At 67.5% G+C, this 26,910-nt stretch carries 27 protein-coding genes; 12 read left to right on the top strand and 15 right to left on the bottom strand.

What is annotated here, in order from left to right; genetic code table 11:
• Positions 1-85: 85 nt before the first annotated feature.
• From dnaB to ppsA, 7 genes are all read right to left on the bottom strand, one after another.
• Complete coding sequence (gene dnaB, locus R0232_RS12275; RefSeq protein ID WP_093342979.1) at positions 86-1,483, bottom strand: replicative DNA helicase; 1,398 nt, start codon at positions 1,481-1,483, stop codon at positions 86-88.
• A 178-nt stretch (positions 1,484-1,661) separates the two neighbouring features.
• Complete coding sequence (gene rplI / locus R0232_RS12270; protein WP_093342980.1) at positions 1,662-2,114, bottom strand: 50S ribosomal protein L9; 453 nt, start codon at positions 2,112-2,114, stop codon at positions 1,662-1,664.
• A gap of 14 nt (positions 2,115-2,128) precedes the next feature.
• Entirely contained in the window at positions 2,129-2,410 is a 282-nt protein-coding gene (rpsR, locus tag R0232_RS12265; RefSeq protein ID WP_007830781.1) for a 30S ribosomal protein S18, read from the bottom strand.
• Positions 2,411-2,431: 21 nt separating this feature from the next.
• Complete coding sequence (priB, locus tag R0232_RS12260; RefSeq protein ID WP_093342982.1) at positions 2,432-2,746, bottom strand: primosomal replication protein N; 315 nt, start codon at positions 2,744-2,746, stop codon at positions 2,432-2,434.
• 7 nt (positions 2,747-2,753) lie between these two features.
• The gene (gene rpsF / locus R0232_RS12255) at positions 2,754-3,134 is read right to left on the bottom strand and encodes a 30S ribosomal protein S6 (RefSeq protein ID WP_057595983.1); all 381 of its coding nucleotides are present in this window, start codon (positions 3,132-3,134) and stop codon (positions 2,754-2,756) included.
• Positions 3,135-3,296: 162 nt separating this feature from the next.
• Entirely contained in the window at positions 3,297-3,752 is a 456-nt protein-coding gene (locus tag R0232_RS12250; RefSeq protein WP_431512263.1) for a hypothetical protein, read from the bottom strand.
• 192 nt (positions 3,753-3,944) lie between these two features.
• On the bottom strand, positions 3,945-6,338 hold the full coding sequence (ppsA, locus tag R0232_RS12245) for a phosphoenolpyruvate synthase (protein ID WP_296778058.1): 2,394 nt from the start codon (positions 6,336-6,338) through the stop codon (positions 3,945-3,947).
• Between the two features lie 194 nt (positions 6,339-6,532).
• On the opposite strand from ppsA, the gene ppsR reads away from it, so the two are divergent.
• On the top strand, positions 6,533-7,354 hold the full coding sequence (gene ppsR / locus R0232_RS12240; RefSeq protein WP_057595986.1) for a posphoenolpyruvate synthetase regulatory kinase/phosphorylase PpsR: 822 nt from the start codon (positions 6,533-6,535) through the stop codon (positions 7,352-7,354).
• Positions 7,355-7,402: 48 nt separating this feature from the next.
• Here the strand turns inward: ppsR and R0232_RS12235 are convergent, their stop codons facing one another.
• From R0232_RS12235 to ahpC, 7 genes are all read right to left on the bottom strand, one after another.
• Positions 7,403-8,212 (bottom strand): heme ABC transporter ATP-binding protein, encoded by an 810-nt coding sequence (locus R0232_RS12235; protein WP_431512262.1) that lies wholly within the window; start codon positions 8,210-8,212, stop codon positions 7,403-7,405.
• Positions 8,209-9,249: a FecCD family ABC transporter permease gene (locus tag R0232_RS12230; protein WP_431512261.1), complete on the bottom strand. Its 1,041-nt coding sequence runs from the start codon at positions 9,247-9,249 to the stop codon at positions 8,209-8,211. Before R0232_RS12230 ends, R0232_RS12235 begins: the two co-directional genes overlap by 4 nt.
• Positions 9,246-10,148 (bottom strand): heme/hemin ABC transporter substrate-binding protein, encoded by a 903-nt coding sequence (locus R0232_RS12225; RefSeq protein ID WP_431512260.1) that lies wholly within the window; start codon positions 10,146-10,148, stop codon positions 9,246-9,248. Before R0232_RS12225 ends, R0232_RS12230 begins: the two co-directional genes overlap by 4 nt.
• A gap of 40 nt (positions 10,149-10,188) precedes the next feature.
• Positions 10,189-11,286 (bottom strand): hemin-degrading factor, encoded by a 1,098-nt coding sequence (locus R0232_RS12220; protein WP_431512259.1) that lies wholly within the window; start codon positions 11,284-11,286, stop codon positions 10,189-10,191.
• A 34-nt stretch (positions 11,287-11,320) separates the two neighbouring features.
• On the bottom strand, positions 11,321-13,591 hold the full coding sequence (locus R0232_RS12215; RefSeq protein WP_431512258.1) for a TonB-dependent hemoglobin/transferrin/lactoferrin family receptor: 2,271 nt from the start codon (positions 13,589-13,591) through the stop codon (positions 11,321-11,323).
• 194 nt (positions 13,592-13,785) lie between these two features.
• Positions 13,786-15,342, bottom strand: coding sequence for an alkyl hydroperoxide reductase subunit F (gene ahpF, locus R0232_RS12210; protein WP_093342995.1), 1,557 nt, complete (start codon positions 15,340-15,342; stop codon positions 13,786-13,788).
• A 91-nt stretch (positions 15,343-15,433) separates the two neighbouring features.
• The gene (ahpC, locus tag R0232_RS12205; protein ID WP_057595992.1) at positions 15,434-15,997 is read right to left on the bottom strand and encodes an alkyl hydroperoxide reductase subunit C; all 564 of its coding nucleotides are present in this window, start codon (positions 15,995-15,997) and stop codon (positions 15,434-15,436) included.
• Between the two features lie 273 nt (positions 15,998-16,270).
• Here ahpC and bfr point away from each other — a divergent pair, with 273 nt between their 5' ends.
• The 6 genes from bfr (at position 16,271) to R0232_RS12175 (ending at position 21,470) form a co-directional block, all read left to right on the top strand.
• On the top strand, positions 16,271-16,747 hold the full coding sequence (gene bfr, locus R0232_RS12200; RefSeq protein WP_056583098.1) for a bacterioferritin: 477 nt from the start codon (positions 16,271-16,273) through the stop codon (positions 16,745-16,747).
• A gap of 228 nt (positions 16,748-16,975) precedes the next feature.
• Positions 16,976-17,629 (top strand): PepSY-associated TM helix domain-containing protein, encoded by a 654-nt coding sequence (locus R0232_RS12195; RefSeq protein WP_431512257.1) that lies wholly within the window; start codon positions 16,976-16,978, stop codon positions 17,627-17,629.
• 70 nt (positions 17,630-17,699) lie between these two features.
• Positions 17,700-18,200, top strand: a complete 501-nt coding sequence (locus R0232_RS12190; protein WP_177239332.1) for a DUF2271 domain-containing protein — start codon at positions 17,700-17,702, stop codon at positions 18,198-18,200.
• Between the two features lie 47 nt (positions 18,201-18,247).
• The gene (locus R0232_RS12185; protein WP_431512256.1) at positions 18,248-19,057 is read left to right on the top strand and encodes a DUF4198 domain-containing protein; all 810 of its coding nucleotides are present in this window, start codon (positions 18,248-18,250) and stop codon (positions 19,055-19,057) included.
• Between the two features lie 26 nt (positions 19,058-19,083).
• The gene (locus tag R0232_RS12180; RefSeq protein ID WP_431512255.1) at positions 19,084-20,112 is read left to right on the top strand and encodes an FAD:protein FMN transferase; all 1,029 of its coding nucleotides are present in this window, start codon (positions 19,084-19,086) and stop codon (positions 20,110-20,112) included.
• Positions 20,109-21,470, top strand: coding sequence for a sulfite reductase subunit alpha (locus tag R0232_RS12175; RefSeq protein ID WP_431512254.1), 1,362 nt, complete (start codon positions 20,109-20,111; stop codon positions 21,468-21,470). Before R0232_RS12180 ends, R0232_RS12175 begins: the two co-directional genes overlap by 4 nt.
• A gap of 147 nt (positions 21,471-21,617) precedes the next feature.
• Here the strand turns inward: R0232_RS12175 and R0232_RS12170 are convergent, their stop codons facing one another.
• Entirely contained in the window at positions 21,618-21,779 is a 162-nt protein-coding gene (locus R0232_RS12170) for a hypothetical protein (protein WP_431512253.1), read from the bottom strand.
• Here R0232_RS12170 and R0232_RS12165 point away from each other — a divergent pair.
• The 5 genes from R0232_RS12165 to R0232_RS12145 all read left to right on the top strand — a co-directional run bounded on the left by R0232_RS12165 (position 21,778) and on the right by R0232_RS12145 (position 26,909).
• Complete coding sequence (locus R0232_RS12165; protein WP_431512252.1) at positions 21,778-24,183, top strand: catecholate siderophore receptor Fiu; 2,406 nt, start codon at positions 21,778-21,780, stop codon at positions 24,181-24,183. The genes R0232_RS12170 and R0232_RS12165 overlap by 2 nt on opposite strands.
• A gap of 101 nt (positions 24,184-24,284) precedes the next feature.
• A complete protein-coding gene (locus tag R0232_RS12160) occupies positions 24,285-24,965 on the top strand; it encodes a Fe2+-dependent dioxygenase (RefSeq protein WP_208512141.1) in 681 nt (226 codons plus the stop codon).
• Positions 24,966-25,095: 130 nt separating this feature from the next.
• Positions 25,096-25,368, top strand: a complete 273-nt coding sequence (locus tag R0232_RS12155; protein WP_082322199.1) for a (2Fe-2S)-binding protein — start codon at positions 25,096-25,098, stop codon at positions 25,366-25,368.
• A gap of 114 nt (positions 25,369-25,482) precedes the next feature.
• Positions 25,483-26,184, top strand: a complete 702-nt coding sequence (locus R0232_RS12150) for an energy transducer TonB (RefSeq protein WP_093343469.1) — start codon at positions 25,483-25,485, stop codon at positions 26,182-26,184.
• Between the two features lie 11 nt (positions 26,185-26,195).
• Positions 26,196-26,909: a MotA/TolQ/ExbB proton channel family protein gene (locus R0232_RS12145; protein ID WP_057590302.1), complete on the top strand. Its 714-nt coding sequence runs from the start codon at positions 26,196-26,198 to the stop codon at positions 26,907-26,909.
• Position 26,910: the final 1 nt, after the last annotated feature.

The following is a 26,910-nucleotide window of genomic DNA, read 5'->3' as shown; positions in this document are numbered from 1 at the left end:
TCGCGTCGAGGACTGGAGCCGTACTCACGTACGGCGAGACCGCAGATGCGAGATCGGGGCGCGCAGCAGGTTCATTCACGCCTTCTCAGAAGTCGTCGCTGCCCATCGCCATGTTCTCGAACTTGGTGAGGGGCTTCAGGAAGGCCAGCTTGACGGTGCCCGTCGGGCCGTTCCGGTGCTTGCTGATGATCACCTCGGCCACGCCCGGCTCCTTCGACTCCTTGTTGTAGTAGTCGTCGCGGTAGATGAACATGATGATGTCCGCGTCCTGCTCGATGGCGCCCGATTCGCGCAGGTCGCTCATCATGGGGCGCTTGTCGGTGCGGCTCTCGACGCCGCGGCTGAGCTGCGACAGCGCGATCACCGGGCACTTGAGTTCCTTGGCCAGCATCTTCAGGCCGCGCGAAATTTCGCCCACGGCCGTGGCGCGGTTCTCGTCGCCCGACATGCTGGTCGACATCAGCTGCAGGTAGTCGACCACGATCAGGCCGAGGCGGCCGTACTGGCGTGCCAGCCGGCGCGCATTGGCGCGCAGTTCGCTGGTCGACAGGCCCGGGGTCTCGTCGATGTGCAGCGACACGGTGCGCAGCTTCTCGATGGCCTCGGTCAGGCGCGGCCATTCCTCGTCGGTGAGCTTGCCGGTGCGCAGGTGGCCCTGGTCGATGCGGCCGATCGAGCCGACGATACGCACCGCGAGCTGGGAGGCACCCATTTCCATCGAGAACACCGCCACCGGCAGCCCCTCGTTGAGCGCCACGTGCTCGGCGATGTTGATCGCCAGCGAGGTCTTCCCCATCGACGGACGGGCGGCCAGCACGATCATGTCGCCGGGCTGCAGGCCCGAGGTCATCTTGTCGAACTCGTAGAAGCCGGTGCGAACGCCCGTGATGTCGTTCGGGTTGTCGGCCATCTCGGTCACGCGGTCCAGCAGCTCGACCACCAGGGCATCCATGCTCTGGAAGCCCTGCTTCATCCGCGTGCCTTCCTCGCCGATGTTGAAGATCTTCTGCTCGGCCTCGTCGAGGATCTTGTCGACCGTCTTGCCCTGCGGGTTGAAGGCGTTGGTCGCGATCTCGTCGCTGGCCGAGACCAGCTTGCGCAGGATCGAGCGCTCGCGAACGATCTCGGCGTAGCGGCGGATGTTGCTCGCGCTCGGCACGTACTGCGCGAGCGAGTTCAGGTAGACCAGCCCGCCGCTCTCGTCGGCCTTGCCGAGCGTCTGCAGCTGCTCGTAGACCGTGATCACGTCGGCGGGCTTGCTGCCGTTGATCAGGCCGCCGATGGCGGCAAAGATCAGCTTGTGCTCATGGCGGTAGAAGTCGCCGTCGACCAGCAGGTCGCCCATGCGGTCCCAGGCCGTGTTGTCGAGCAGCAAGCCGCCCAGCACGCTCGATTCGGCCTCGATCGAGTGCGGCGGAATACGCAGCTGCGCGACCTGGCGGTCGGAGGGATCGTTGTCGGCGTAGGAGAAGACGGCGGCCATGGGCTTCCTTGCAACCCTCCATGCTAGCCCGCGCACCCCGCGGCGTCACGTGGACAAGGTTGTGAATAACAGGTGAACTTCCGGTGCAGCGGGCGGGACAACTTCCGCCGGCGGGCACAAAAAACAAAAGCCGCCCGAAGGCGGCTTCTGGCAGCGCATCTAGGACGCGCCGGAACGATCAGGCGGTTTCGCCGTAGACCGTCACGTTGATGTCGACCACCACGTCGGTGTGCAGCGAGACGCTGACGGTGGTGTCGCCGACGGTCTTGATCGGGCCGTTCGGCAGGCGAACTTGCGACTTCGCGACCTTGTAGCCTTGCTTGCCCAGCTCTTCAGCGATGTCGCTGTTGGTGACCGAGCCGAACAGGCGGCCGTCGACGCCAGCCTTCTGCGTCAGCTTGACGGTCGTGCCGCCGAGCTTTTCGCCCTGGGCTTGCGACTCGGCCAGCTTGGCAGCGGCTGCCTTTTCGAGTTCGGCGCGCTTGGCTTCGAACTCGGCCTTGTTGGCGGCGGTGGCGCGGCGGGCGCGGCCCGACGGGATCAGGAAGTTGCGGGCGTAACCGTCCTTGACCTTGACGATTTCACCGAGGGTGCCGAGGTTGACGACCTTGTCCAGAAGAATGACTTGCATGCTGTGTCTCCTTCTTAGACGCGGTGCTGGTCGCTGTACGGGACCATGGCGAGGAAGCGGGCGCGCTTGATCGCGGTGTTGAGCTGACGCTGGTAGATCGCGCGGGTGCCGGTCAGGCGGGCCGGGATGATCTTGCCGTTTTCGCTGATGAAGTCACGCAGCGTGTCGATGTCCTTGTAGTCGATTTCCTCGACGCCAGCGACGGTGAAGCGGCAGAAACGCTTGCGCTTGAACAGCAGCGACTGGGTGTTGCGCTTCGGGCGCTTGTCTTTGTTGAATTTCTTGAACGTGGCCATTGTGGGACCTCTTGTCGAAAATTAATCTTGCTGAAAATCCTGGATGTGCAGGACCGGAAGCTTGCCGTTGGCCGGTGTCGAGAGGAACCCCTGGAATCGCCAGAGACTTCCCATCGACTGCTTTGCGAGCCGCTCGGCGATGGCGCCGAACGCAACGGCCTTGAGGGCCGTCTTCACCTGCCTGGACTGTCCCGCCACCTGAAGGGTCGACTCGTGTTCGAGCTTCAGGTCGATGGCGGGCAAACCGGCCGGGGTGAATCGCAAGGCACCGAGTTCGGCAACATGGGCGGACAGCAGAAGCTGGTTGACCCCGGTTGCCGCAGCGGCAGCACTCACGCCGACATCAGTTGTTGTTGTTGGCGGCGGCGTATTCGGCCTGTTGAGCCTTGCGGGCTTCTTCGCGCTCGACCGTCTTCATCATCGACGAAGGACCGGTGTCGGCCTTCTTCTTCTGAACGGTCAGGTGGCGCAGCACGGCGTCGTTGAACTTGAAGGCGTGTTCCAGTTCGCTCATCACGGCCTGTTCGGCTTCGATGTTGACGCACAGGTAGTGCGCCTTGTTGAGCTTGTTGATCTGGTAAGCCAGTTGACGACGGCCCCAGTCCTCGACGCGGTGGATCTTGCCGCCGCCGGTCGTGATCAGGCCCTTGTAACGCTCCAGCATGGCCGGAACTTGCTCGCTTTGATCCGGGTGGATCAGCAGAATGATTTCGTAGTGACGCATGGCACTCCTTGTGGGTTTCTTCTTCCGCTTTTTGCCCGGAAGAAGGGGTTGAAGCCACCCGCAGCGTCGGCGCAGTGTGGCAAGGCAAAGCCGGCTATTGTAGCCATATCTTTGGCGAAACGCCAAATCGGGCGCTCGAGCGGCCCGGATGACCGCCCAGATTCAGTCGTAGAGCGCCCGGTCCAGCGGCTCGGCCTTCTCGGGCCCGACCGCCGCGCGGATCTTCGGCGCCAGCGCCACGAGGTCCTCGTAGCCCCCTGCCCCCTCCACCTGCAGGTTGAGCCGCACGCCCTTGAGCCCGAGGCTGGCCGTGAGCCGCGTGGCGATGGGATAGGCGTCCGTGTAGCGCTGCTGGCTGCTGCGGCCGGAACCGGCCTTGGGCGCGCCCTCGGCGGAGCTCGCGGGCGTTTCCGCGACGGCGCCGCCCAGCGGGCTCAGCAGGCCCAGCGCGACCATCTGGTCGATGTCCTCGCGCGCGATGCCCGCGCCGGCCGCGATCACGTCGTCGACCGAACGCTTGCCGTCGAACAAGATGAAGGCGGTGCGCTGCCGCGGCGACAGCGGGACCGAGCGGTCCTTGAGGACCTGCTGGCCGGTCTCCGTCTTGACAAGAATCATGCGTGTCTCCCGACGGTGCTGTGACCGACGCCCGCTGCGCGCGGGATCGCCGCGCGCCACGGAAGGAAGGCCGGTGCGCGCCGCTTCGTGATGAATTTCACGAGTCTGACACCGGAAACGCCATTCCCGAAGATGGGCACCCGCCTGACACGGGAATCCCCCGATGGGGATTCCCGCAGGTCGGTCGCCGGCTCAGCGCTTGGCGAGCTGCTGCCAGGTGTCGATCACGCTGTCGGGATTGAGCGAGATCGACTCGATGCCCTGCTCCGCCAGCCACAGCGCGAAGTCGGGATGGTCCGACGGGCCCTGGCCGCAGATGCCGACGTACTTGCCCTTGTCCTTGCAGGCCTTGATGGCGCGGCTCAGCATGGCTTTCACGGCCGGGTCGCGCTCGTCGAAGTCGGCCGCCAGCAGCTCGAGGCCCGAGTCGCGGTCCAGGCCCAGCGTGAGCTGGGTCAGGTCGTTCGAGCCGATCGAGAAGCCGTCGAAGTACTCGAGGAACTCGTCGGCCAGGATGGCGTTGCTCGGCACCTCGCACATCATGATCAGCTTGAGATCGTTGTCGCCGCGCTTCAGGCCGTACTTGGCCAGCAGGCCGGTCACGCGCTCGGCCTGGCCCAGCGTGCGCACGAAGGGCACCATGATCTGCACGTTGGTCAGGCCCATGTCGTTGCGCACGCGCTTGAGCGCCTCGCATTCCATGGCGAAGGCCTGGCCGAAGTCCTCGCTGAGGTAGCGCGCCGCGCCGCGGAAGCCCAGCATCGGGTTCTCTTCCTCGGGCTCGTAGCGGCTGCCGCCGATCAGCTTGCGGTACTCGTTCGACTTGAAGTCCGACAGGCGCACGATCACCTTCTTGGGCCAGAAGGCCGCGGCGATGGTGGCGATGCCCTCGGCCACCTTGTCGACGTAGAAGGCGCGCGGCGAGGCATGGCCGCGGGCCACCGACTCGACGGCCTTCTTGAGGTCGTTGTCGACGTTCGGGTAGTCGAGGATCGCCTTCGGGTGCACGCCGATGTTGTTGTTGATGATGAACTCGAGCCGCGCGAGGCCCACGCCGTGGTTGGGCAGTTGCGCGAAGTCGAAGGCCAGCTGCGGGTTGCCGACGTTCATCATCAGCTGGATGTCGATCTCGGGCATCACGCCGCGCTGGACCTCGGTGACCTCGGTCTCGAGCAGGCCGTCGTAGATGTAGCCGGTGTCGCCCTCGGCGCAGCTCACGGTGACCAGGGTGCCGTCCTTCAGCAGGTCGGTGGCGTCGCCGCAGCCGACCACGGCCGGGATGCCCAGTTCGCGCGCGATGATGGCCGCGTGGCAGGTGCGCCCGCCGCGGTTGGTGACGATGGCCGCGGCGCGCTTCATCACCGGCTCCCAGTTCGGGTCGGTCATGTCGGTGACCAGCACGTCGCCGGCCTGCACCTTGTCCATTTCGCTGATGCTGTGGACCAGCCGAACCGGGCCGGTGCCGATCTTCTGGCCGATCGCGCGGCCCTCGGCCAGCACGGCGCCGCGGCCCAGCAGCTTGAAGCGCTGCTCGGCCTTGCCCTGCTGCTGGCTCTTCACGGTCTCGGGACGCGCCTGCAGGATGTAGATCTGGCCGTCGGTGCCGTCCTTGCCCCACTCGATGTCCATCGGACGGCCGTAGTGCTGCTCGATCACCAGCGCATACCTGGCGAGCTGCTCGACCTCGTCGTCGGTCAGCGAATAGCGGTTGCGCTGCTCGGCCTTCACGTCGGTGGTCTTGACCAGCTTGCCGGAGGCCTTCTTCTCCTCGGGCGTGGCGAACTCCATCTGGATCAGCTTGGAGCCCAGGTTGCGGCGGATCACCGCGCGCTTGCCGGCGTTGAGCGTGGGCTTGTGGACGTAGAACTCGTCGGGGTTCACGGCGCCCTGCACCACGGTTTCGCCCAGGCCGTAGCTCGAGGTGATGAACACCACGTCCTCGAAGCCCGACTCGGTGTCGATGGTGAACATCACGCCGGCCGCGCCGAGGTCGGAGCGCACCATGCGCTGCACGCCGGCCGACAGCGCCACCACGTCGTGGGCGAAGCCCTTGTGCACGCGGTAGCTGATGGCGCGGTCGTTGTAGAGGGAGGCGAACACCTCCTTCATCTTGTGCAGCACGTCCTCGATGCCGACGACGTTCAGGAAGGTTTCCTGCTGGCCGGCGAAGGAGGCGTCGGGCAGGTCCTCGGCGGTGGCCGAGGAACGCACGGCGAACGAGGCCTGCGGATTGCCGGCGCTCAGGGCGGCGAAGGCGTCGCGGATGGCCTTCTCGAGGTCGGCCGGGAACGGCTGGGCCTCGACCATGGCGCGGATCTCGGCGCCGGCGGTGGCCAGCGCGCGCACGTCCTCGGTGTCGAGCGCGGCCAGGCGCTTGCTGATCTTGTCGGCCAGGCCATCGTGGGCCAGGAACTGGCGGAAGCCATGGGCGGTGGTCGCGAAGCCCGTAGGCACGCGCACGCCCTGGGGCAGTTGCGAGATCATCTCGCCGAGGCTGGCGTTCTTGCCGCCAACCGCCTCGACGTCGGTCATTCTCAGGTTTTCAAACGGTACGACCAGGGCGGTCGCGTCGAAAAGTGCAGACATGGGAAAGCTCCAGAAGTTGAAACCTGCTGCATTCCATGCGGACGGCGCGGCACGATCGTTGTCGTTGCTTTGGGTGCGGACGCGGTGGGCATGGAAGGAAAGATACGGTGGGTGCCGAGGGGCGGAATCCCGATAATGGGGCGGATTGTAGGCGCGCCGGGGCCGCGCGCGTCGCAGGACAACACCGCCAGACCATGCACACACGAACTGTCTTCTTCGTTTCCGACGGCACGGGCATCACGGCCGAGACTTTCGGCAACGCCGTGCTCGCCCAGTTCGAGATGAAACCGCGCCACGTGCGGCTGCCCTTCACCGACACGGTCGACAAGGCCCACCAGGCGGTGCGACAGATCAACCACACGGCCGAACTCGAGGGCGTGCGCCCGATCGTCTTCACCACGCTGGCCAACATGGACGTGCTGGAAGTGATCGAAACCGGCTGCAAGGGCATGCTGCTGGACATGTTCGGCACCTTCGTGCGCCCGCTCGAGATCGAGCTGGCGATGAAGTCCAACCACCGCATCGGCCGCTTCAGCGACGTCAGCAAGAGCAAGGAATACAACGACCGCATCGCCGCGATCGACTTCAGCCTGCAGCACGACGACGGCCAGAGCAACCGCGACCTGCAGGGCGCCGACGTCATCCTGGTGGGCGTGAGCCGCAGCGGCAAGACGCCCACCTCGCTCTACCTGGCGATGCAGCATGGCCTGAAGGCGGCCAACTACCCGCTGATTCCGGAAGACTTCGACCGCCGCCAGCTGCCGCCGGCGCTGATGCCGCACCGCAAGAAGATCTTCGGCCTGACCATCCAGCCCGAGCGGCTCAGCGAGATCCGCAACGAGCGCCGGCCGAATTCGCGCTACGCCAGCATCGAGAACTGCCGCCACGAGGTCAGCGAGGCCGAGGCCATGATGCGGCGCGCCGGCATCCGCTGGCTCTCGACCACCACCAAGTCGATCGAGGAGATCGCGACCACGATCCTGCAGGAGCTGCGGCCGGAGCGGCTGACCTACTGACCTACTGACCTACTGACCTACTGACCGGCTGACCGCCCGTCCGCGGTCCTAGCCGAACAGGTACTGCACCGTCCCGTCCGCGCCGACCACGCTCTGGCACGGCATGCGCCAGACCGCCTCGATCAGCGCGGGCGCCAGCACTTCGCCGGTCGGGCCCTGGCACAACCCCCCAGGGATATCGGGCACGCCCAGCACCACCACCTCGTCGGCATAGCGCCGCGCCAGGTTCAGGTCGTGCAGCACCACCACAACGCCGACGCCCTGCCCGGCCCAGCCGCGCAGCAGCCGCATCGCGGCATGCTGGTGGGCCAGGTCGAGCGCGGCCGTCGGCTCGTCGAGCAGCAGCCAGCGCGCGGCTCCGTCGGCGCGCGGATGCCACAGCTGCGCCAGCACCCGCGCCATGTGCACGCGCGCCTTCTCGCCGCCCGACAGCGTGTTGAGGACGCGCGGCGCGAGCGCCGACACGTCCGTCAGCGCCATCGCCGCGGCGACGATCGCGTCCTCGTCGGGCGCGGGCGCCAGCCGGTGCGGATAGCGGCCCAGCGCGACCACGTCGCGCGCGCTGAAGTCGAAGGCCACCGCGCTTTCCTGCGGCATCAGCGCGCGCCGCAGCGCGAGCGCCGGCATGCCGTGGGCGCGCAGCGGCCGGCCGTCGAGCAGCACCCGGCCCGCCGTGGGCTCGCGCTGTCCCGACAGCACCGACAGCAGGGTCGACTTGCCCGCGCCATTGGGACCGAGGATCGCCGTCACCCGCCCCGGCGCCAGTTGCACCGTGGCCCGCGAGAGCAGCGCCTTGGCGCCGATGCGCACCTCGGCATCCTCGCAGTGCAGCCCCTGGTTCAGGTCCGGCGCCTTCATATGCGCCCCCGGAAATGCCGCAGCATCAGCAGGAACATCGGCACGCCGATGAAGGCCGTGAGCACGCCCAGCGGCAGCTCGGCCGGCGCCATCGCGGTGCGCGCCACCGTGTCGGCCACCAGCACCAGCGCAGCGCCCAGCAGCGCCGAGGCGGGCAACACCACGCGGTGGTCGGGCCCGGCCACCATGCGCACCCAGTGCGGCGCGATCAGGCCGATGAAGCCGATGATCCCGGTGGTGGCCGTCACGGCGCCCACCGCCACCGCCGTGACGACGATGGCGCGCCGCTTGATGCGCTCCACGTCCACGCCCAGCAGCGCCGCCTGCGATTCGCCGAGCGCGATGGCGTTGAGCGGCGCGGCCAGCGAGGCCGCCGCCACGCAGGACAGCAGCACCGCCACGCCGACCAGGATCACCGCGCTCCAGCGCGCGCCGCCCAGGCTGCCGAGCAGCCAGAACTGCAGGCTGCGCAGTTGCTCGTCGGTGGCCATCACGCTGAGGAAGCCGAGCCCCGCGCCCGCCAGCGCATTGACCGCGATGCCCGCGAGCAGCATCAGCGCCATGCGCGTGCCGCCCTCGCTGCGCGACAGCGCGTAGATCAGCAGGGTGACCGAGAGGCCGCCGCCGAAGGCCATCATCACCAGCGTCCAGCTGCCGAGCGTGCGCGGCAGCACCGGCATGAACCAGGCGCCCAGCACGATGGTCACGCCGGCCGCCAGCGCGGCGCCGCTGCTGATGCCCACCAGGCCGGGATCGGCCAGCGGGTTGCGAAACAGCCCCTGCATCAGCGTGCCCGCCATGCCCAGGCCCGCGCCGGCCGCCACGCCGAGCACCAGCCGCGGCAGGCGGATGTTGACGAACACCAGGTATTCGGGCGACCTGTCGGCCGCGGCGCCCTGCCCCAGCGCGCTCAGCACGTTCCAGAGTTGCGGCAGGCTGATCGCGTAGGCGCCCGACACCGCGCCGAGCGCCAGCGCGAAGGCGAGCAGCAGCGCGCAGCCGGCCAGCACGGCCCGCGGCGGGAAGCGCTGGCTCATGCCACCGCGGCCATGAACTTCGGATGCAGCTCGGCGATCGCCGCCGGCATGCGCGGGCCGAAGCCCAGCAACAGCAAGGCGTCGAGCGTGACCAGCGAGCGCTTCCTGAACGCGGGCGTGAGCGCCAGTTCGGGCCGCTGCCAGAAGCGCTCGATGCCGCCATGGGCCTCGATGCTCTGGTCGCTGGTCATGACGATGTCGGGCGCGGCCGTGGCCATGGCCTCGGCCGTCATCGGCCGGTAGCCCTCGAAGCCGCCGAGCGCATTGACGCCGCCCGCATAGCCGATCACCGCGTGCGCGGCGGTCTTCTCGCCCGACACCTGCGGGCTCGCGCTGTGCGAGAGCACGAACAGCACGCGCGGCTTGCGCCCCTGCGCGGCGGCCACGCGCTGCTGCACCTGCGCCCATTCGGCATCGAGCCCGGCCTGCAGCGCGCGCGCCTGCGCCTCGCGGGCCGCGGCGCGCCCCACCACCTGGATCTTGCGCTGCACCTCGCCCCAGCTGTGGTCGGCCTGCACGATCTCGACCTTGACGCCGGCCGAGCGCACCTGGTCGAGCACCACCGGCGGGCCCGACTCGTTGGTGGCGATCACGGCATCGGGCTTGAGCGACAGCAGCCCCTCGGCCGAGAGCTGCCGCATGTAGCCCACCTTGGGCGTGCCGCGCGCCGCGGCCGGATAGAGGCTGGTGGTGTCGGTGCCGACGAGCTGGCCCTCGGCGCCGAGCAGGTACACCACCTCGGTGATGGCGCCGCTCACGGTGATGAGCCGCGGCAGCTTTTTCGCCTCGGGCGACTGGGCGAATAGCGGCAGCGCGGCGGTGCCGAACGAGGCCGCGGCGGCGAGGCGCAGTGCGTCGCGGCGGCGGACGAGGGAGGGGGAGATGCGTTCTTCGGTCATGGAGAAAAAACGTGGGGCAAGGAGAAAAACGTCTGCGCGATCAGGCGGCCGGTGCCGCCGCGGGCAACCGCGCGAGCCCGCGCACCAGCTTGCGCCAGTCCTCACGCTCGGGCACGCCGGGCTTGCGCGCGCCGAAGAACATCGCCATCAGCTCGCCCTCGCCGTCGAAGGCCTCGACCGAGGTCACATGGCCGTCGCTGGTGGGCTTCTCGACGATCCACACGCTCGCGATGCGGTCCTCGCGCAGGTGCAGGTTGAAGCCCGGGTCGAGCACGTTGAGCCAGCGCATCGGCGCGGCGTCGCCACGCGCCGGCATCTCCATCGGCTCGACGCGCACCACCGGCCCCGTGTGGATCTGGATGCAGCCGGGGCTGCCGACGAAGACCATGATCGGCGTGCCGCTGAAGGCCGCTCCCTGCAGCAGGTCGCCCACCGCATGCAGCGCGGCGCGCTGCGTGAACTCGCCCTCGGTGAGCCGGAAGCTCTGCTGGCGCTCGGCATCGAACTTCTTGAGCAGGCCGAAGAATTCGTGCGTGTCCTGCATGCCGCGCCAGGCCTCGGCCAGCGCGGCGGCGTCGATGGCGGCGTCGGCGCGCGGCACGGGCCTGGGCTCGGCCGGCTTGAACGCCACCTGAAGCTCCGGCGCCGCATGCGCATCGATCACCGCCTGCAGCGCGCCACGGTCGGTGGCCTCGCGCACGAAGATCTTGTGCACCGCCAGGCCGTGCGCGTCGAAGAACTGCAGGCTCAGCGAGGACGGCACGCCGGGGTTGGCGGCCGCCTCGTCCACCGCGAAGCCCGCGTGCCAGCGGCTGAAGAACAGCCGCAGGTCGATCGCCTCGCCGAGCGCGAGCCCCATGGCTTCGCCGCCCGAGAGCTTCTCGTAGATGCCGGTCTTCTCGTGCACCGTGGTCTCGTTGCGCGTGAGCGCCAGCAGCGGCCCGCAGGCCTCGAGCGACTGCAGCAGCGCCAGCCACGGCCCGCGCAGCGGCGTGGCGTGCAGGGCCTTGTCGTGCGCGCCCACATGGGCCGCGATCGCGGCGCCCTCGGCAAGCCCCATGGCCGCGGCGGCGTCCTTGTGGCGCATGCCCTTGGCGCGCAGCTCGGCGAAACGGTGGCGGATGTCGTCGGCATTCATCGTTGGTGGTCCTTCCTGGGTTGAATTCGGTGGCTCAGAAGTCGGCCACGAGCGAGACGTTGAAGCTGCGTCCCGGCTGCGTGTAGGCGTCGCGGATCAGCGCGGTGGAGGTCAGGCCGCGCACGTCGCTCCACATCCAGTAGCGCTTGTTCGTGAGGTTCGTGATCGAGGCGTTCAGGCGCAGGTCGCGGTTGATGCGCCATTGGGCGCTCAGGTCCAGCGTGGTCGCCGAGGGCGTGAGGAACTGCACGCCGCCGGTGGTGATCTCGGCGGAATCCACGTCGGAGCGTTTCTTGGCCGCATGGTGCACCGCGTCGAGCCGCACCGACCAGGCCGGCGCCTTGTAGGCCAGGCCGAGGTTGATCTTGCGCGGATCGATGGAGTTCAGCGGCCGGTTGTTGCTGCGGTCGCGCCCGCGCGTCTGGCCCCAGGCGAAGGGCACCGAGAAACCCATGCCGTTGTCGGTGAAGTCGAGCTCGCCCTTGACCTCGAAGCCGCTGATGCGCGCGCGGCCGATGTTGACCGACTGGAAGGTGGCCGGGTTCACTCGCGAGCCGAACACACCGCCGACCTGGCGGTCGTTCTCGATCAGGTCCTTGTAGTTGCCGCTGAAGGCGGCGACGTCGAAGTTCAGCAGGCCGGTGCGCCCGCGCACGCCGAGCTCGACGTTCTGGCTCTTCTCGGGCTTGAGGTTGGGGTTCGGGATCGTGCGGTAGCCCGAGATCGTGTTCTCGAAGAAGTTGTTGACCTGGAACGCGTTGGGCGCCTTGAAGCCCGAGGCGTAGTTGCCGTAGACGCTCCATTGCGGCGTGGCGCGGAACAGCACCCCGAGCTTGGGCGAGACCGCCGAGCCCGAGAGCGAGACCGCCTGTGCGCTGAAGCCGGCCTGGTCGGCGTCGAGCGAGAAGCGGTCGAAGCGGATGCCGGGCGTGATGCTCCAGCGGTCATGGATGAACTCGTCCTGCACATAGAAGGCCGAGGAGGTCTCGCGCGTGTCGGGGAAGCGCTTGAGCGGGTAGCTCTCGCCGGCAGGCGGCACCAGGCCGGTCTGCAGGTTCTCGACGTTGGTGCGCGCGTAGTCGAAGCCGTAGGTGATCTTCTGGGCCCAGTCCCCCGTGCGCACCAGCTTGTCGGCCTGCAGGCCGAACTGCCAGGTGCTCTCGTCGTAGGTGACGTCGCGCGAGCGGTCGGCGGCGCTGAAGCGGTCCTCGAAGATGTACTCGCGCGACTTCGACTTCTGGTAGCTCACCGTGGCCTGCAGGCTGTCGGCCATCACCGAGTCGAGCCGCAGCCGGCCATCGTAGGTGAAGCGGTCGCGCTGCAGGTCGGTGCGGGCGTTGAGGCCGACCACCGAGGTCGAGGCATAGGGCGGCTTCGCGAGGCCCGACAGCAGGTCGTAGCGGCTGGTCTTCTCGATGTGCTCGAAGGTGAAGCCGTGGCGCTGGTCGGCATCGGGCGTGAGGATGACCTTGGCCAGTAGCGCGCCGCTGCGGTCGCGCTGCGGGTTGGGCGTGGTGCGGTCGGCATTGGGCGCGTTGTAGCTGCCGCGGTTCTCGAGTTCGTGCGAGCGGCCGAGGTTGGCCGAGAGCAGCCACTGCAAGGTCTCGCTGGGCTTGCCCGCGAGCGTGACGCCGGCGCGCCGTCCGTTGTCGTCGCCGCTGTAGCCCAGGCTGGCGCTGCCGCCGAAGCTCTTGCCGTCGCGCAGGAACGAGGACGGATCGCGCGTGATGAAGTTGACCAGGCCCGCGAGGCCGTCGGAGCCGTAGAGCGCGGAGGCCGGGCCCTTGAGGATCTCGATGCGCTCGATCAGGCCGATGTCGAAGTAGTCGCGGCCGAAGGCGTTGGCGCTGAAGACGTAGCTGCGCGGCGTGCGAATGCCGTCGGTCAGCAGCAGCACGCGGTTGCCGTCGAGGCCGCGGATGTTGAAGCCGGCGTTGTTGTCGCGGCCGGTGTTGCCCTGGGCGAGCCCGAAGCGCGCCGGCGAGCGCTTGACCGAGACGTTCGGCAGGTCGCGCACCGCGTCGCGGATGTCGTTGATCTGCTTGGACTCGAGGGTCTCGCGGTTGAGCACTTCGACGCTGACCGGCAGCGCGTCCTTCTCCTGTTCGGAGCGCGAGCCGCTGACCACGATCTCGCCGAGCGCGGCGACCTGCTGCGGAGGCGGCTGCTGGGCCCAGGCGGGCGCCGCGGCGCCGAAGCCGCTGGCGATCAGCCAGGGCAGCAGCGCGCGGCGAGCGCGCACGGGTCGGGAAGAGGAAGAGAACGGGCGCTCGAAGCGCGAGGAACGGGTAGAGGTGGCGGCCACGAAAAAGGTCCGGCAAGCGTTGGAATGAACAACGGCTTGCTGGACCTCGGCGCAGCAGAAGCTGCGCGGCTGACCTGGCTGGCGGCGGGAGGCTCGGTTCCCTTTTCTTGGTGTTCTCGCCGCGATGCGCGGCGTGCGAGCCTCTGAAAACTATTTTATGAGAATAATTCTCATCTGACCGCCGATGTACCCACTCAAGCTGGGGCTGAAGTGCGGATCAGGTGATCGAATGCACCGAGTGCCGCCTTCGCGCCGTCGCCAGCCGCGATGATGATCTGCTTGAACGGCACCGTGGTCGCGTCGCCCGCGGCGAACACGCCGGGCACCGAGGTCTGGCCCTTCGCATCCACCACGATCTCGCCGTGCTTCGACAGTTCGATCGTGCCCTTGAGCCAGTCGGTGTTGGGCACCAGGCCGATCTGGATGAACACGCCCTCGAGGTCGACGCGCTTGGCTTCGCCGGTCGCGCGGTCCTTGTAGACCAGGCCGTTGACCTTCTGGTCGCCGGTGATCTCGGTGGTCTGCGCATTGGTGAACACGTCGACGTTCTTCAGGCTGTGCAGCTTGCGCTGCAGCACGGCGTCGGCGCGCAGTTGCGTGTCGAACTCGATCAGCGTGACATGGCCCACGATGCCGGCCAGGTCGATCGCCGCCTCGACGCCCGAGTTGCCGCCGCCGATCACGGCCACGCGCTTGCCCTTGAACAGCGGGCCGTCGCAGTGCGGGCAGTAGGCCACGCCCTTGTTCTTGAACTCGTGCTCGCCGGGCACGTTGATGTTGCGCCAGCGCGCGCCGGTCGAGATGATCACCGACTTGCTCTTGAGCGACGCGCCGCTCTCGAGCTGCACCTCGATCAGGCCCTCGCCCGGAATCAGCGCCTTGGCGCGCTGCAGGTTCATGATGTCGACCTCGTAGTCGCGCACGTGCTCCTCGAGCGCATGGGCGAACTTCGGTCCCTCGGTCTCCTTGATCGAGATGAAGTTCTCGATGCCCATGGTGTCGAGCACCTGCCCGCCGAAACGCTCGGAGGCCACGCCGGTACGGATGCCCTTGCGCGCGGCATACACGGCCGCCGCGGCGCCCGCGGGGCCACCGCCGACGATCAGCACGTCGAACGGGTCCTTGGCGGCGATCTTCTTGGCTTCGCGCTCGACGCCGCTGTTGTCGATCTTCGCGAGGATCTCTTCCAGGCTCATGCGGCCCTGGCCGAACTCGGTGCCGTTGAGGAACACGGTGGGCACGGCCATCACCTGGCGTTCCTTCACTTCTTCCTGGAAGGTGCCGCCCTCGATCATCGTGGTACGGATGCGCGGGTTCTGCACCGCCATCAGGTTCAGCGCCTGGACCACGTCGGGGCAGTTGTGGCAGGTCAGCGAGACGTAGATCTCGAACTCGAAATCGCCGTCGAGCGCCTTGATCTGGTCGAGCACGGCCTGCTCGACCTTCGGCGGGTAACCGCCGATCTGCAGCAGCGCGAGGATCAGCGAGGTGAATTCATGGCCCATCGGCAGGCCGGCGAAGCGCGGGCCGTGGTTTTCGCTCGGACGGTTGACCGAGAACGAGGGCTTGCGGTGGTTGTCGTCGCGGCTTTCGCTCAGGCGGACCAGCGGCGAGGCTTCGGCCACGTCCTTCAGCAGCGACAGCACTTCGTCCGAGGCCTTGCTGTCGTCGAGCGAGGCGACGATCTCGATCGGCTGCGTGGCGCGGTCGAGGTAACTCTTCAATTGGGCTTTGGTGCTGGCGTCGAGCATGAGGAACTCTCTTTCGATAACTGGAAACTATCAACTGGGGACAAGAAAGCCCGGGGGCCTCGTGAGCGCCCGGGCTTTCGCGCGGAGCGCCTTAGATCTTGCCGACGAGGTCGAACGACGGGGCGATGGTCTTGTCGCCTTCATTCCACTTGGCCGGGCAGACTTCGTTCGGGTGGGCGGCGGTATAGACCGCTGCCTTGAGCTTGCGCAGGGTTTCCTTGACGTCGCGGGCGATCTCGTTGGAGTGCACTTCGGCAGTCTTGATGATGCCTTCGGGATTGATCACGAAGGTGCCGCGCAGTGCCAGGCCTTCTTCGGGGATGTGCACGCCGAAATTGTTGGTCAGCGTGTGGGTCGGGTCGCCCACCAGCGGGAACTTGGCCTTGCCGACGGCCGGCGACGTGTCGTGCCAGACCTTGTGCGAGAAGTGCGTGTCGGTGGTCACGATGTAGACCTCGGCACCCAGCTTCTGGAATTCGGGGTAGTTGTCGGCCGCGTCTTCGACTTCGGTCGGGCAGTTGAAGGTGAAAGCCGCCGGCATGAAGATCAGCACGGACCACTTGCCCTTGAGCGTCTCGTCGGACACATCGATGAACTTGCCGTTGAGGTAGGCCTGGGTCTTGAAGGGCAGGACTTGGGTGTTGATCAGGGACATTGCTGGTTTCCTTGGTGGTGATGAAAAAAGCGAACCATGAGTATAGCTACCAAATGACATCTTTCAATAGTTCATAGCTATTGATTGCATTGCAGCCCCCTATGTCTTGCGATGGGCGGACCGCATGCCTGGCGGCATGAGTCCCCCTCTGGATACGAACGTGTATCAGCATCAAACGCATGCAGAGCGCGAATGCATGGCTTTGCTTGCGCCACCCTCCTTCGCGCTCCGACAATCGCGGCCTTTACTGCTTTCATAACAAGGAAAAACACCATGAAGGGCGATCCCAAGGTCATCGAGCATCTGCAGGCGCAGCTCAAGAACGAGCTGACTGCGATCAACCAGTATTTCCTTCACTACCGCATGCTCAAGCATTGGGGTCTCGACAAGCTGGCCAAGAAGGAATACGAAGAATCGATCGGCGAGATGAAGCATGCCGACAAGCTGATGGACCGCATCTTCATGCTCGACGGCCTGCCGAACCTGCAGGACCTCGGCAAGCTGAACATCGGCGAAGACGTGCCCGAACTGCTGCGCTGCGACCTCGGTGCCGAGACCGGCGCGCAGGCCACGATCAAGGACGGCATCGCGCATTGCGAATCGGTGCGCGACTACGTCTCGCGCGACCTGCTGCAGGAGATCCTCGACGACACCGAGGAGCACATCGACTTCCTCGAAACCCAGATCGACCTGATCGACCGCGTCGGCCTGCAGAACTACCTGCAGTCGCAGATGGGCGAACTCGAGTAAGCCTCGCCCTCGCAAGCCGCACGGCACGCCACGAACAACTGCGGGACTTCGGTCCCGCTTTTTTTGGCCCGGCGTTTTCGCTTTACCAAACTTCACATGCTATTGAATCGATAGCATAAGACAAAGGATTTACCTTCGATTCCGCCGGATCGACCGTCTCGGCAAGGGTCGGGCCCGATTGTCAAACGAAATCAATTCTCATTTGCGCGCCTAAAATCCCGGCCGCCAATGAATGCCGCCCCGACCGACAACCGCCGCCGTGCCTACTGGCTCAAGACCCTGCACGAATGGCACTGGGTCAGCTCCGCCATCTGCCTGATCGGCATGGTGCTGTTCAGCGTCACCGGCTTCACGCTCAACCACGCGGGCCAGATCGAGGGCAAGCCGCAGGTCACGCGGCTGCACGCGGCGATCGACGAGGCGCTGCGCACCCGCCTCGAATCGGCCATGGCCGAGGTCAAGTCGAACCCCGCGATCAAGGGCAAGGCCGCGCTGCCCGCCGAACTCCAGGCCTGGGTGCGCCAGCGCTGGGACATCGACACCGCCGGCCGCGAGGCCGAATGGTCGGACGACGAGATCTACCTGTCGCTACCCCGCCCCGGCGGCGACGCCTGGCTGCGCCTGAGCCTGGCCGATGGCGAGGCCGAGTACGAGCGCACCGACCGCGGCTGGCTCTCCTACTTCAACGACCTGCACAAGGGCCGCAACACCGGCACCGCCTGGAGCTGGTTCATCGACATCTTCGCGGGTGCCGCGCTGGTCTTCTCGATCACCGGCCTGTTCATCCTCAAGATGCATGCGGGCAACCGCCCCTTCACCTGGCCGATGGTGGGCATGGGGCTGGTGGTGCCGGTGCTGCTCGCGCTGCTTTTCATCCACTGACTTTGGTTTCGTCCGTTTCGTGAAAGAGGTTCCTCTCGTGCACATCCGCTACTCGCTCGCACCGCTCGCCATGTCGGCGCTCTTCGCCGCCCCGGCCTTCTCGGCCAGCCTCGGCGTCAACATCGAGGTGCCGCGCCTCAACGTGTCGGAGTACCACCGCCCCTACATCGCGACCTGGATCGAACGCGCCGACAACACCGTGGCCGGCACGCTGGCGGTCTGGTACGACGTGCGCACCAAGACCAACAACCCCGAGGGCGAAGGCACCAAGTGGCTCAAGGACATGCGCCAGTGGTGGCGCCGCGGCGGCCGCGACCTGTCGGTGCCGATCGACGGCGTGACCGGGGCGACCAAGCCCGCGGGCAAGCACCAGCTGAACTTCAGCGACGGCAGCGCGCCGATGCCGCAACTGGCGCCGGGCAGCTACAAGCTGGTGGTGGAGGCCGCACGCGAAGTCGGCGGCCGCGAGGTCGTGAGCATCCCCTTCCAGTGGCCGCCGACCAGCGCCTCGCAGCCGAGCGCTTCGGGCAAGGAAGAACTGGGCGAGATCAAGCTCGAGCTCAAGCCCTGACCGCCGCACCGCCCCGCACCTTCGCAGCCCCATCTCAAGGAATCGCCATGAACACCCTCCGCCTGCGCGCCGCCGCCATTGCCGCCGCCTTCGTCGCCATCGCCCCGCTGTCCCACGCGCACAACGCCTGGCTGCTGCCTTCGGGCACCGTGTTCTCGAAGGCCGACACCGTCAGCGTCGATGCCGCGGTGTCGAACGATCTGTTCGTCGCCAACCATGCGCCGCTGCGCCTCGAGGGCCTGCAGATCACCGCGCCCGACGGCAGCGCCATCAAGCCCGAGAGCGAAGCCAAGCTCAAGCAGCGCAACGTGTTCGACGTGCCGGTCGCGCAGCCCGGCACCTACCGCATCGCCGTGATCAACGGCGGCGCCTTCGCGAGCTGGAAGGACAAGGCCACCGGCCAGAACAAGCGCGCACGCGGCACGCCCGAGACCATCGCCAAGGAAATCCCGGCCGACGCGCAGGACGTGACCATCACCCAGTCGGCGGGCCGCATCGAGACCTTCGTCACCGTCGGCAAGCCCTCGGCGCTGAAGCCGATCGGCCAGGGCCTGGAGCTGATCGCCAGCGGCAGCCCAACCGACCTCGTGAAGGGCGAGAAGGCCAGCTTCACGCTGCAGCTCGACGGCCAGCCCGCCAAGGACCTCGAAGTGACGGTGACCGCGGGCAACACGCAGTACCGCGACAAGCTCGAGGAGCTCAAGGTCAAGACCGACGACAAAGGACAGTTCAGCGTGACCTGGCCGAGCGCCGGCATGTACTGGCTCGACGTGTCCACGCGCGACAACAAGACCACCGTGCCGAACGCCAAGGAGCGCCGCCTGAGCTACGCGGCCACGCTCGAAGTGATGCCCTGAACCCGAGCGACGTTTCGCGCACCGCCTTGGGCATTTCGTTCGCCTCCCGCAGTTCCTGGCACGGCGGCTACGCCGACGCGGCCGTGCCGCGCCTCGCCGATCCGGCCCGCCTGCACCAGCTGGCCGGCCGGACCATGGGCACGACCTGGTCGCTGCGCTTCGACAACCCCGGCATGCGGCCGCTGACCGAAGTGCGCGAGGCGGTCGAATCGGCACTCGCGCGCGTGATCGCACAGATGAGCCACTGGGAGGCCGACGCCGAGATCTCGCGCTTCAACCGTGCGCCGGCGGGCACGCGGCACACGCTGTCGACCGAGTTCGCGCGCGTGATGGCCTGCGCGCTGCAATGGGCCGAGGACAGCGGCGGCGCGATCGATCCGACGGTCGGCGCGCTGGTCGCCAGTTGGGGTTTCGGCCCCGATGCAAACGATGGCCCCATCGACATGGACGCCCTTGAAGCGGCACGCGAGCGCACAGGCTGGAGAAAGCTCGCCTTCGACCTGGCCGATGACGCAACGGCCACGCTGACCCAACCCGGTGGCTTCGCGCTCGATCTGTCGGGCATCGCCAAGGGCTTCGCGGTCGATCACGGCGTCGAGGCCCTGCAGGCACTGGGCCTCGAGGATTTCCTGTTCGAGATCGGCGGCGAACTGCGCGGCGTGGGCCGCCGCCCCGGCGGACAGCCATGGCGCGTGCAGGTCGACGGCGAACTGCCCGCGCCGGTGCACGTGGCGCTCGACAGCCTCGCGATCGCCACCTCCGGCGATCGCTGGCACCAGCGCGAGCACGCAGGCCGCCGCTGGTCGCACACCATCGATCCGCGCAGCGGCGAGCCCGTGCCCGCCGGGCTCGCGAGCGTCACGGTGCTGCATGCGCAGTGCATGCACGCCGACGCGCTGGCCACGGTGCTGACGGTGCTCGGGCCCGAGGAAGGCTTCGCCTTCGCCGAGGCGCGCGGCATCGCGGCGCTGTTCGTCGCACATGCGGCGGACGGCGACGCACCGCCGAGCCTGCGCGCGACCCCGGCCTGGACCGAACGGACCGCCTCCGCATGAACGACACGCTGCTGCGCGCGCTGGCCGCGGGCTCCACCGTGGCCGCCTACGGCGCGATGTGCCTGGCGATCTACACGCGCGAACGCCGCGCCGTCGCGGCCACCGCGCGCGCGGCGCAGGCGCTGGCGGGCGACGGCACGACGCCTTCGACGCTGGTGCTGTTCGCCAGCCAGACCGGCCAGGCCGAGGCCATCGCCTGGCAGACCGCGCGCCGCCTGCGCGCGGCCGGCACGCCGGTGCGCGTGATGGAACTCAATGCGCTCGACGCCGCCACCCTGCGCGACGCGAAGCAGGCCCTGTTCGTTGCCAGCACCTATGGCGAAGGCGATGCGCCCGATGACGCCAGCCTGTTCGCCGAAAAGGCGATGGCCGAGCAGCCCGATCTGTCCGCGCTGCGCTATGCGGTGCTGGCCCTGGGCGACCGCCAGTACGCGAACTTCTGCGGCTTCGGGCGCCAGCTGGACGGCTGGCTGCAAGGCCGGGGCGCGACGCCCTCCTTCGCGCGCGTCGAGGTCGACAACGGCGATCCCGAAGCGCTGGCCACATGGCATGCCCAATGGGGAGATGCCGAGGTCGCGTCCGCCGAGGAAGAAAGCGGCGCCTTCGTTCCGTGGCGTCTCGTGCATCGCAGCCTGCTCAATCCCGGCAGCGCGGGCGCACCGGTCTTCCTGCTCGGCCTGGTGCCGCAGGCCGGCACGATGCCGGCCTGGGACTCGGGCGACCTGGTGCAGATGGCGGTCGCGAGCGATCCCACGCGACCGCGCGACTATTCGATCGCCTCGCTGTCCGCCGACGGCGAACTGCAGTTGCTGGTGCGGCAGGAACAGCACCCCGACGGCACGCTGGGCACGGCCTCGGGCCATCTGACCTCGACGCTGGCGATCGGCGACACGGTGGCGCTGCGCCTGCGCGCGCACCGCGGCTTCCGCCTCGAGGGCAATGCTTCGCGCCCGCTGATCCTGATCGGCAACGGCACCGGACTGGCCGGCCTGCGCGCCCACCTGCGCGCGCGCGTCGCGGCGGGCCGGCACGAGAACTGGCTGGTGTTCGGCGAACGCCACGCGGCGCACGACTTCCTCTGCCGCGACGAGATCGAGGCCTGGCAGCGCGAAGGCGCGCTGACGGCGCTCGACATGGTGTTCTCGCGCGACCAGGCCGAGCGGCTCTACGTGCAGCACCGGCTGCTGCAGCGCGCCGATGCGCTGCGCGAATGGCTCGCGCGTGGCGCGGCGGTGTACGTGTGCGGCAGCCTGCAAGGGATGGCCGCGGGCGTGGATGCGGCGCTGCGGCAGGTCGCGGGCGAGGCGCTGTGGGCCGAACTGGTCGGCTCGGGACGCTATCGACGCGACGTGTACTGAGCTTGAGCCGCACGAGGCCCACCGGCCTCCGTGGAGGTCTGACGGCACGCCTACCAGCGACTCCGAGCTGTCAACAATTCCCCCAGAATTAGAGTTGCTTCAGTGCAACAAAGTATCTACTTTACAAAGTGCCTGCCGGCAAAAGTACTAAGTCGCGTATTGATAAACATTATCATTTGACACGGTTTTTACCTTTGCCCTCCCGCAGGTCAACTCACCCAGCCAGCCCCCGGTGCCTCCTCGGCACACGTGCAGGGCATCGCCAGTCGAGTTCTCAGGGCCGTTTTTTCCTTTTTCGAGAACCTTCATGGCCAACTCCTATATCAAGAGCCGGAAGCACGCTGTCGCGCGCGCCGTTCCCCAGGTCTCGGGCGCCGCAGCCGCCACGCTGATCGCCCTCTCCGCCCCCGCCATCGCCCAGCAGCAGCCCTCGCGCGTGCTGCCCGAGATCCGCGTCGAGGGCTCGGTCGCCGCCGACTTCAAGGCCGACACCTCGGCCAATCCCAAGTTCACGGCACCGCTGGTGAACACGCCGCAGACCGTGCAGGTGATCAAGGAACAGGTCCTGCGCGACCAGGGCGCCACCACGCTGACCGAAGCGCTGCGCAACACCCCCGGCGTGGGCACCTTCTTCCTCGGGGAGAACGGCAACACCAACACGGGCGACGCGGTGTTCATGCGCGGCTTCGACAGCTCGAGCGCGATCTTCGTCGACGGCATCCGTGACCTCGGCTCCGTTTCGCGCGACACCTTCAACATCGACCAGGTCGAAGTCGTGAAGGGCCCCTCGGGCACCGACGTGGGCCGCACCTCGCCCACCGGCTACATCAACCTCGTGACCAAGAAGCCCAAGCTCGACGACAGCTTCACGGGCTCGCTGGGCTTCGGCAGCGCCGACTTCAAGCGCGGCAGCATCGACTGGAACAAATCGCTCAGCGGCGAGAACGGCATCGGCGCGGCCTTCCGCCTGAACGCCGTGGCCGAAGACGCCGGCGTGGCCGGCCGCGATTTCGTGAAGAACAAGCGCTGGTCGATCGCACCCTCGCTGGCCTTCGGTCTCAACAGCCCGACGCGCGTGTACCTCGACTACGTGCACGTCAAGCAGAACAACGTGCCCGATGGCGGTGTACCGACGATCGGCCTGCCGGGCTACTCGACGCCCGATGCGACGGCCATCCGCAGCGGCCTCGCTCGCCGCAACTACCTGAACTACGCGCAGCGCGTCGACTCGAGCAACTTCTACGGCACCAGCTCGGACTTCGACCATGTCACCACCGACATGTTCACCGCGCGCGTCGAACACGACCTCACGCCCGACATCACGATCCGCAACACAACCCGCTACGCGAAAACGCAGCAGGACTACATGCTGACCGCGTTCATGGGCGGTGGCCTCACGGCGTCGACGGCCGGCGTCGGCCAACTGCCCGCGGTGAACTCCGGCTTCATCAACACTGTGGTGCCCACGAATCCCGCGACTTGGACGATCACGCGCAACCTGCCCACCAACAAGGACCAGACCAACACGATCTTCACCAACCAGACCAGCGTCTCGGCGAAGTTCAATACCGGCAGCATCAGCCACACCTTCAACGGCGGCCTTGAGTTCATCCGCGAAACCCAGCGCGCGAACAACTACTACGCGGCGGGCTATCCGACCGTCGGCACTACTTTCGCGCTGGCTGGCTCTTGGCCCGCAGCCAACCTATACGCGCCCGATCGCAATGTGCTCGGCTACAACCGGATCCCCAACGGCACCGGCTCCGACGGCAGCACCGACACGATTGGCCTCTTCGCCTTCGACACGATCAAGTTCAACGAGCAGTGGCAGCTCACCGGTGGTCTGCGCTATGACCACTACTCGACCAACTACGACGCGACCGCGCTGACCCTGGCACGCACCGGCAACAACCCGCAGACCGCGACCATCGCACCGACGCGCCTCAAGCTGTCGGACAGCCTCTGGTCGGGCAAGATTGGCCTGGTCTACAAGCCGACCGAGAACAGCAGCGTCTACGCGGCCTACGGCACGGCGGCACAGCCCCCGGGTGGCGCCAACTTCCAGCTCGCAGCAGGCGGCACCGGCAACAGCGCCGCGCGCACCGACTTCCTGCCGCAGAAGGCCAAGACCTACGAACTCGGCACCAAGTGGGACGTGCTCAACAAGCACCTCGCGCTGACGGCCGCGCTCTACCGCACCGACGTCAGCAACGAGGTGGTGCAGGACTCGATCTCGCAGCAGTACTACCAGACCGGCAAGAAGCGCGTGCAGGGCATCGAACTCGGCGTGTCGGGTGCGATCACCGACAACTGGGGCGTGACCACCGGCTTCACGACGATGAACACCCGCGTGCTCAGCGGCCCCTCGGTGCTGGCCGACGGCTCGACCTCGCTGGCCTACACCCCGAAGCGCGCCTTCACGCTGTGGACCACCTACCAGTTGCCGTTCGGCCTGACGATCGGCGGCGGCGCGCGCTACAACGGCAAGCTGTACCGCGGCACCGACGGCGCGGTCGGCACGCCGGCCTACGTCGAGTCGTACTGGGTGGTCGACGCCATGGCGTCCTACCGGATCAACAAGAACGTGGACCTGCAGCTGAACGTCTACAACCTGTTCGACAAGGACTACGTGGCGGCCATCAACAAGTCGGGCTACCGCTACACGCCGGGCACGCCGCGCTCGTTCAAGGTCACCGCGAACTTCGCGTTCTGATCGTTCGCCACGGCGAGCCGCCGGCCAGGGCCGGTGCGCCGCGGTGCGACACTCGAGCCCCGGCCCGCGCCGGGGCTTTTTTCCTTCCGGAGTCCCCGAAGATGATGCTGCATGTGCCCGAAGTGCTGAGCCCGGACCAGGTGCGCAGGATGCGCGCCACGCTCGATGCCACCCAGTGGGTCGACGGGCGCGAGACCGTCGGCGACCAGGGCGCGCAGGTCAAGCGCAACCGGCAGCTGTCCGAGCATTCGCCGGTCGGACGCGAGCTCGCCAAGACCGTGCTGGCCGCGCTGGCGCGCAATCCGCTGTTCTTTTCGGCCGCCCTGCCCGCGCGCTTCGTGCCGCCGCTGTTCAACCGCTACGAGGGCGGCGAGCACTACGGCCTGCACGTCGATGGCGCGGTGCGCGCCGTGCCCGGCAGCGAGCAGCCGCTGCGCACCGACCTGTCGTGCACCCTGTTTCTCTGCGACCCCGACGACTACGACGGCGGCGAGCTCGAGGTGGTCGACACCTACGGCTCGCACGAGGTCAAGCTGCCGGCCGGCGACCTGATCCTGTATCCGTCGAGCAGCCTGCACCGGGTGCACCCGGTGACCCGGGGCGCGCGCGTGTGCGCCTTCTTCTGGGCCCAGAGCATGGTGCGCAACGACCAGCAGCGCGCGATGCTGTTCGAACTGGACCAGAACATCCAGAAACTGCGCGCCCGGCTGGGCGAATCCGAGGAAACCGTGGCCCTGACCGGCCACTATCACAACCTGCTTCGGCTCTGGTCGGAGATATAGCCGGACCACCCCTCATAGCGAATAGCTGTCGCGCCGGGCGCTGACGAATACGATAGTTATTGCAAATGCGAGGGATTCTTATTTATAATCGCTACATCCAACAGCCAGCCAAACTGCCGCTTTCACAGCCATGATCGTTTGCATTTGCCGCCGAGTCTCCGACCGCGAAATCGCACGCCATGTGCGCGCGGGGATGACCTTCGACGAAGTGCAGTTCGAACTCGGCGTGGCCACCCAGTGTGGCCAATGTGAAGGATGTGCGCGCGATATCGTCGCGCAGTGCAGCGCTTCGCACCCGGTCGCGGCCCTGCACTGCGAATCGGAACCGAAGTCGATCCAGCTTGCCAACTCCATCAAGGAAAGCAAAGCATGGAACTCGTCTCTGCACTCGGCGGCAGCCTGATCCTGGTGGCGGGCTCCGTCTGGTGGATCCTTCGTAAATAGAAGTAGACGTCGTCGTAGCGGTTTTGCTGCAATCGGGGCACGTACCCACGTGCTCGCACTCGAATGGTTGATCGTGTCTGACCGCTTTGCCCCCCCTCCCTCCGTCTTCGGCCTCTCGCGCAACGCTGCCATCGCCGGCGGCGTGATCGTTTTCCACGCCGCCGCGCTCTGGGCGTTGCAGAGCGGCCTGCTCCGCCGGGCCGCCGAAGTGGTGATCCCGGTCGAGATCATGAGCCAGTTCGTCGAGCCGCCGAAGCCCACGCCTCCGCCGCCACCTCCCCCACCGCCGCCGCCCCAGCCGCGCGTGAAGGCGCCGCCGCCGCCCCGGCCGCAGGCCATCCGCGAGCCCAAGCCCACGCCGGCGCCGCAAGCCCCAGTGGGCGATCCGGAACCACCGCCGCCTGCACCGACACCGCCCTCGCCGCCGCCCGCGCCTCCCGCGCCGCCGGCTCCTCCGCCGGCGCCGCCCGCACCGCCCAAGGTGGTCGAAGTGACGGCCGCGCAGGCGCAGTGGCTGCGTCCTCCGGCTCCGGTCTATCCGCAGTTGAGTTCGCGTCTCGGCGAGGCCGGCACGGTGACCATTGCCGTGTACTTCAACCGCAGCGGCCTCGTGCGCCGTGCCGAAATCCTCAAGTCCAGCGGCTACGACCGCCTCGACCGCGCGGCCCGCGATGCGGTGCTGAAGTCGTCCGTGACCGTGAGCAACTATCCGAACGCGAGCGACGAGACCCTCTTCATGCTGCCCGCGCCCATCGTTTTCAACCAACCTAAGTAACTGAGACCCCTATGGATTCCCAATTTGGCTTGATGAATGTCTGGCACCAAGGCGACTTCGTCACCAAGGCCGTCGCGGTGCTGTTGATCGCCATGTCGCTCGCGTCGTGGATCGTGATCATCGTCAAGGCGCTCGACGTCATCCGCTACAAGCGTCTCGCCAAGCAGTCGCAGGACTTCTGGCACAGCGAGGATTTCGCCACCGCGCTCAACAAGCTCGGCAAGGACGACAGCAACCCCTTCCGCGCCCTGGCGCTCGAGGGCCGCGAAGCCGCCGCGCATCACCGCAACACCAAGGCGCACCTGCATGACGCGCTCGACGTCAGCGACTGGATCACGCGTTCGCTGCGCAACGGCATCGACGCCTTCACCGCGCGCCTGCAGACCGGCCTGGCCGTGCTGGCGTCGGTCGGTTCGACCGCGCCCTTCATCGGCCTGTTCGGTACCGTCTGGGGCATCTACCACGCGCTGATGAGCATCGGCTCGGCCGGCCAGGCCACGATCGACAAGGTCGCGGGCCCGATCGGCGAAGCGCTGATCATGACGGCCCTGGGCCTCGCGGTCGCCATCCCCGCCGTGCTCGGCTACAACGCCCTGGTGCGCGGCAACAAGTTCGTGCTGACCAAGCTCAACGCCTTCGCGCACGACCTGCACGCCTACTTCGTGACCGGTGCCCGTGTCCAGAGCGGTGCCGAATCGATCGTGGTTCCGCTCAAGAAGGGCTGAG

The organism is Variovorax sp. DAIF25, from assembly GCF_050711835.1.
Classification (GTDB): Bacteria; Pseudomonadota; Gammaproteobacteria; order Burkholderiales; family Burkholderiaceae_C; genus Variovorax.
Note: the sequence above shows the minus strand (reverse complement) of the source record. Positions and strands in the feature narration are given on the sequence as shown.

Excerpts from the sequence above, each read along its gene's own strand:
- dnaB (WP_093342979.1), bottom strand. The coding sequence starts at position 1,483 with ATGGCCGCCGTCTTCTCCTACGCCGACAACGATCCCTCCGACCGCCAG.
- rplI (WP_093342980.1), bottom strand. The coding sequence starts at position 2,114 with ATGCAAGTCATTCTTCTGGACAAGGTCGTCAACCTCGGCACCCTCGGT.
- rpsR (WP_007830781.1), bottom strand. The coding sequence starts at position 2,410 with ATGGCCACGTTCAAGAAATTCAACAAAGACAAGCGCCCGAAGCGCAAC.
- rpsF (WP_057595983.1), bottom strand. The coding sequence starts at position 3,134 with ATGCGTCACTACGAAATCATTCTGCTGATCCACCCGGATCAAAGCGAG.
- R0232_RS12250 (WP_431512263.1), bottom strand. The coding sequence starts at position 3,752 with ATGATTCTTGTCAAGACGGAGACCGGCCAGCAGGTCCTCAAGGACCGC.
- ppsA (WP_296778058.1), bottom strand. The coding sequence starts at position 6,338 with ATGTCTGCACTTTTCGACGCGACCGCCCTGGTCGTACCGTTTGAAAAC.
- ppsR (WP_057595986.1), top strand. The coding sequence starts at position 6,533 with ATGCACACACGAACTGTCTTCTTCGTTTCCGACGGCACGGGCATCACG.
- R0232_RS12235 (WP_431512262.1), bottom strand. The coding sequence starts at position 8,212 with ATGAAGGCGCCGGACCTGAACCAGGGGCTGCACTGCGAGGATGCCGAG.
- R0232_RS12230 (WP_431512261.1), bottom strand. The coding sequence starts at position 9,249 with ATGAGCCAGCGCTTCCCGCCGCGGGCCGTGCTGGCCGGCTGCGCGCTG.
- R0232_RS12225 (WP_431512260.1), bottom strand. The coding sequence starts at position 10,148 with ATGACCGAAGAACGCATCTCCCCCTCCCTCGTCCGCCGCCGCGACGCA.
- R0232_RS12220 (WP_431512259.1), bottom strand. The coding sequence starts at position 11,286 with ATGAATGCCGACGACATCCGCCACCGTTTCGCCGAGCTGCGCGCCAAG.
- ahpF (WP_093342995.1), bottom strand. The coding sequence starts at position 15,342 with ATGCTCGACGCCAGCACCAAAGCCCAATTGAAGAGTTACCTCGACCGC.
- ahpC (WP_057595992.1), bottom strand. The coding sequence starts at position 15,997 with ATGTCCCTGATCAACACCCAAGTCCTGCCCTTCAAGACCCAGGCCTAC.
- bfr (WP_056583098.1), top strand. The coding sequence starts at position 16,271 with ATGAAGGGCGATCCCAAGGTCATCGAGCATCTGCAGGCGCAGCTCAAG.
- R0232_RS12195 (WP_431512257.1), top strand. The coding sequence starts at position 16,976 with ATGAATGCCGCCCCGACCGACAACCGCCGCCGTGCCTACTGGCTCAAG.
- R0232_RS12190 (WP_177239332.1), top strand. The coding sequence starts at position 17,700 with ATGTCGGCGCTCTTCGCCGCCCCGGCCTTCTCGGCCAGCCTCGGCGTC.
- R0232_RS12185 (WP_431512256.1), top strand. The coding sequence starts at position 18,248 with ATGAACACCCTCCGCCTGCGCGCCGCCGCCATTGCCGCCGCCTTCGTC.
- R0232_RS12175 (WP_431512254.1), top strand. The coding sequence starts at position 20,109 with ATGAACGACACGCTGCTGCGCGCGCTGGCCGCGGGCTCCACCGTGGCC.
- R0232_RS12165 (WP_431512252.1), top strand. The coding sequence starts at position 21,778 with ATGGCCAACTCCTATATCAAGAGCCGGAAGCACGCTGTCGCGCGCGCC.
- R0232_RS12170 (WP_431512253.1), bottom strand. The coding sequence starts at position 21,779 with ATGAAGGTTCTCGAAAAAGGAAAAAACGGCCCTGAGAACTCGACTGGC.
- R0232_RS12160 (WP_208512141.1), top strand. The coding sequence starts at position 24,285 with ATGATGCTGCATGTGCCCGAAGTGCTGAGCCCGGACCAGGTGCGCAGG.
- R0232_RS12155 (WP_082322199.1), top strand. The coding sequence starts at position 25,096 with ATGATCGTTTGCATTTGCCGCCGAGTCTCCGACCGCGAAATCGCACGC.
- R0232_RS12145 (WP_057590302.1), top strand. The coding sequence starts at position 26,196 with ATGGATTCCCAATTTGGCTTGATGAATGTCTGGCACCAAGGCGACTTC.